Genomic DNA, 3,784 nt, shown 5'->3' with positions numbered 1-3,784 from the left:
ATCCCCCTGACCCGACCAGGAAGAAGGAAACCCGAAATGACCAATCCGTTCGAGAACGACGACGCCAAGTTCTACGTCCTGATCAACAAAGAGGGCGAACACTCCCTGTGGCCGGTCTTCGCCGCCGTCCCCGGTGGCTGGACCATCGCCTACGGCGCCGCCAATCGCAAGTCCTGCCTGGAGTATGTGGAGACGCACTGGGTGGACATGCGCCCCAAGTCGCTCATCGAGGCCATGTCCAGCGAGGCGAACTGACCACCTGAATGCGCGGGGCGCGCCGGTCCCCATCCCCCCTGCCGACCGGTGCGCTCCGCCTCAGGCCTTGACCTGCGCCGAGTCGATCACCGCGTGCGCATGCTGGCGCCATTCACCGACGGCTCTGGTGCGCAGGCCGCCGAGCGCCGAGTCGAACTGCTTGGCGCGCTGGGTGACGGTGAGCCCGACGTAGGTGTGCGCGTTCGTGATGGCGCTGGTCGCCACCGCGCAGGCTTCCTCGATCTCGCCGGAGGCAAGCAGCGCCGTGGCGTGCTCGAAGCGGACCAGGGCGGGCTCCATGGTCTCCGACGGGTCGTACAGCGCCATCGCGCGTGCGGCCGCCACGGCGGTCTCGTCGGCGCGGCCGAGGCGGGAATATCCGATCGCCTGATAAAAGGCGAGTTTCTCGGGACGGAAAGAAAAAATACCGACCGAAAGGTCTTCCGGTCCGACGTCTTCCAAAGCCGATGCCGATCGCGTGATACAGCGGGCGAATTCGTCGGCGTGCCCGAGACTGGCGTGCGCGCGCGCCGCCATTCCCCACAACCACGCGGCGGCCGGGCCATAGGACGGATTTTCTTGCAATCGGCCGTCGAGTAACTGCAAAACTTCCTTCGGCTTATCGCTATAGGTGGGCAAATACGCGAGACCGGCCAGGGCGATGTCCTCCGAATAGCGGTCGCCGATGTCCTGCGCGGCATGGATCGCGGTGGCATACCACATCCGGGCTTGGCCGAAATGCCCCTCGTTGAACAGGATCTCGCCGACGACGTTCGCCAGTCTGCCCGCCGTGCGTACCAGCCGGACCTGATGATGGGTGGGCTGCCGTTCGCCGAGACAGCTTCGGACCATCCGGAATTGCTCGAGCCCGGTCTGCAGCAGTTCGTGCGGCGGCACCTGCACCACCCGCGTGCCGAGGACCTCGGCCGACTGCTCCAGGAACGCCAGTCGCCGTTCGCTGATCGACCCCGCGTCGAGGGTTGCCAGCATCCGTTCCGGTTCGCTCGCCACCAGGTCCGCCGCCTGGCCTGCCAGGCCCGCGCCGATGCAAGCCAGCAGTTCTCGCCTTCTCACGTCGTCTTCCTCGACTTCCTTGTCGAGCCCGATTTCCCTACCGAGCTTGGTGTGCCTTTCGGGCGCCGAATCGGCGCTTTCGTAGTCGGGGGCGGTCGCCCGGCCCGTGACGATCGCACGCTCGAATCGTTCGGCGACGACGGAATCGACCTGCGACAGGACTCTGTCGAGGAGACGCTGGCTAGCGGCGTGCATCCGGGTTGTCCGGCCGTTCTCCCACAGGACCACGGTGCGCGGTGTGACGCCCACCAGACGCGCGAATTCGTAACGGCTTCGCTTCATCGCCGTGCGAAGCGCATGTACAGCTTCGCCCGTCCAGTCGACCTCCACCATAGGTCTCTCTTCCTCGCTCCAGGCCGCTACAAACGGAAAGTACTCGCAATTACCGCATTCGGGTCTGTTATCTACCGAATCGCAACGCGCACTGTTGAACCGCACCCGGCATCGGGGGTCCGCCCAAACCCTGTCGAGGGCGCCCGTTGTCCGGAACCCGGCGCACGGTCCCGACACGGCCCGATCCATCCGTGTCGAGCGCGATCCGGCGGCGCCTTCTCGGTGCCGGGTGCACTGCCCAAGTGGAGGTGAAAGATGGACGTGTTGCACTCGGACGTCAGAGAATTGTGGCTGGTGCAAAGCCGCGACTGCACGCAGGAACCGCTCGGCCTGACCTACGACCGCGCACGGTTTCTCTGCGCCGTCCACGCCGGTCACGGCGCGAGCTGCCGTCAGTACCTAACGGCGTCGGCGTTCTGTTTCCGGCAGGACGCAGGCCAGTAACCCGCCGTGGAACCGCTGCTGAGCATGCTCGGCGCGTGCACGCTGCTGGTGGCCGCCATCATCGGTGTCGGATCGTGTCTGCCGCACGGCGGCGCCGAGGACGCGCACCGCCCGCCCGAGCATCCGTTCACCATCGAACAGGCGCACCGGGTGATGCAGGGCCACCGCCCTTGCCGCGCCGACGCCTGCCCCCGCAAGCAGGCGGCCTTCCGCACCCTGGTCGCCTCCGGCCGTGTCATCCCCGACACCCGGGCCGACGGATACTCGCGCTGACCGATCGTCGGCGCACCGAACTCGTTGCCGCCCAGCGCGATCCGCCCGGCAGCGCAGTTCACCCACCGGTCGGGACTCGGCGAGGGAGTCCCGACCGGTACCAGCGTCCTCGTATCTCCAAGACTGCGACGCACCCCCCCATCCCGCCTCTCCCAGCACTTCCGACCCGAGTCGATGTCGGAGGGGAACATCGACCCACGCCCACCTCAGCGCCACCGGTCGTGAGTGGCACACGGCTGCGGCTTCCCGCCACCCGACAGGCGGGATCGGTGGGTTGCCGGGTGGCCCAGCGCTCGGGCACGCTCGGCGGAGCGGGCCTGCCGCGGCGTGGCCGGTGCGAGCCATCGAAGTGCCGGAGGAGTTTCGTCACGTGTGCGTGCCGGGTGACCTATCGGCGGTCGGTCGGCCACCCGTCGCCGGGGGAGGTCGCGACCGCCGGGCAGTAGGTTCCCGTCTATTCGGCGGCTGCCGACAGTGCTTCGAATTCTGCGTCTGTCAGCGTGATTCGCGCGGCGGCGATGTTCTCCTCGACGTGCGCGACGCTGGAGGTGCCGGGGATCGGCAGCATCACGGGGGAGCGGCGCAGCAACCAGGCCAGGGCGAGTTGGGCGGGGGACGCGCCGTGGTCGGCGGAGATGGCCGCCAGCGGACCGCCGGGGGCGGCGAGTTGGCCCGTGGCGATCGGGAACCACGGGATGAAGCCGATGTTCTCCTGCTCGGCGTAGTTCAGCACGTCCTCGTCGGCGCGGTTGGCCAAGTTGTACAGGTTCTGCACCGAGACGATGGTGGCGAGTTCGCGTGCCTGGCGCAGCTGTTCGACGGTGACCTGGGAGAGGCCGATGTGTCTGATCTTGCCCTCCTGCTGGAGCGCCACGAGTTCACCGAGCTGGTCGCCCAGCGGCACCTGGGGGTCGATACGGTGCAGCTGGTACAGGTCGATGCGGTCGACGCCCAGGTGGCGCAGGCTGAGTTCGGCTTGCTGACGCAGGTATTCGGGCCGGGCGACCGGACGCCATTCGTTGGGCCCCTGACGCGTGAGACCGGCCTTGGTGGCGATCACCAGATCGTCGGGGTAAGGATGCAGGGCCTTGCGGATCAGCTTCTCGCTGACGAACGGGCCGTAGGAGTCGGCGGTGTCGATGAAGTTGACGCCGAGTTCGACCGCGCGGCGCAGAACGCGCACCGCCTCGTCCGGGTCCTCAGGGTCGCCCCACACCCCGGGGCCGGTCAACTGCATCGCGCCGTACCCGAGGCGATGCACCGGAAGATCGCCGCCGATGGCGAAGGTTCCGGACGCCGCCGCGGTCTGCGCGTCGAGATCTGTGCTCATGTGGATGTTCCTTCCGAAGTCGGAAACTGCGCGAATGCTCTACCAGCGTCGCGCCGGTCCGGGCGCGCGCTCTCC

5 protein-coding genes are annotated in these 3,784 nt (G+C 67.7%); 3 read left to right on the top strand and 2 right to left on the bottom strand.

The window, feature by feature from the left end; all coding sequences use genetic code 11:
- Nucleotides 1-36 precede the first annotated feature (36 nt).
- Entirely contained in the window at nucleotides 37-255 is a 219-nt protein-coding gene (locus NG1_RS31335) for an MbtH family protein (protein ID WP_040870086.1), read from the top strand.
- Between the two features lie 60 nt (nucleotides 256-315).
- Here NG1_RS31335 and NG1_RS31330 read toward each other — a convergent pair whose 3' ends face one another.
- A complete protein-coding gene (locus NG1_RS31330; protein WP_157114346.1) occupies nucleotides 316-1,767 on the bottom strand; it encodes a helix-turn-helix domain-containing protein in 1,452 nt (483 codons plus the stop codon).
- A 150-nt stretch (nucleotides 1,768-1,917) separates the two neighbouring features.
- On the opposite strand from NG1_RS31330, the gene NG1_RS31325 reads away from it, so the two are divergent.
- Both NG1_RS31325 and NG1_RS31320 read left to right on the top strand, forming a co-directional pair.
- The gene (locus NG1_RS31325; protein ID WP_062976896.1) at nucleotides 1,918-2,106 is read left to right on the top strand and encodes a hypothetical protein; all 189 of its coding nucleotides are present in this window, start codon (nucleotides 1,918-1,920) and stop codon (nucleotides 2,104-2,106) included.
- Between the two features lie 6 nt (nucleotides 2,107-2,112).
- On the top strand, nucleotides 2,113-2,379 hold the full coding sequence (locus tag NG1_RS31320) for a hypothetical protein (RefSeq protein WP_062976894.1): 267 nt from the start codon (nucleotides 2,113-2,115) through the stop codon (nucleotides 2,377-2,379).
- Between the two features lie 454 nt (nucleotides 2,380-2,833).
- Here the strand turns inward: NG1_RS31320 and NG1_RS31315 are convergent, their stop codons facing one another.
- Entirely contained in the window at nucleotides 2,834-3,709 is an 876-nt protein-coding gene (locus tag NG1_RS31315; protein WP_062976892.1) for an aldo/keto reductase, read from the bottom strand.
- Nucleotides 3,710-3,784: the final 75 nt, after the last annotated feature.

The organism is Nocardia gamkensis NBRC 108242, assembly GCF_001612985.1.
In the GTDB taxonomy this organism is placed as follows: domain Bacteria; phylum Actinomycetota; class Actinomycetes; order Mycobacteriales; family Mycobacteriaceae; genus Nocardia; species Nocardia gamkensis.
This window is presented reverse-complemented; position numbering and strand designations above follow the sequence as displayed.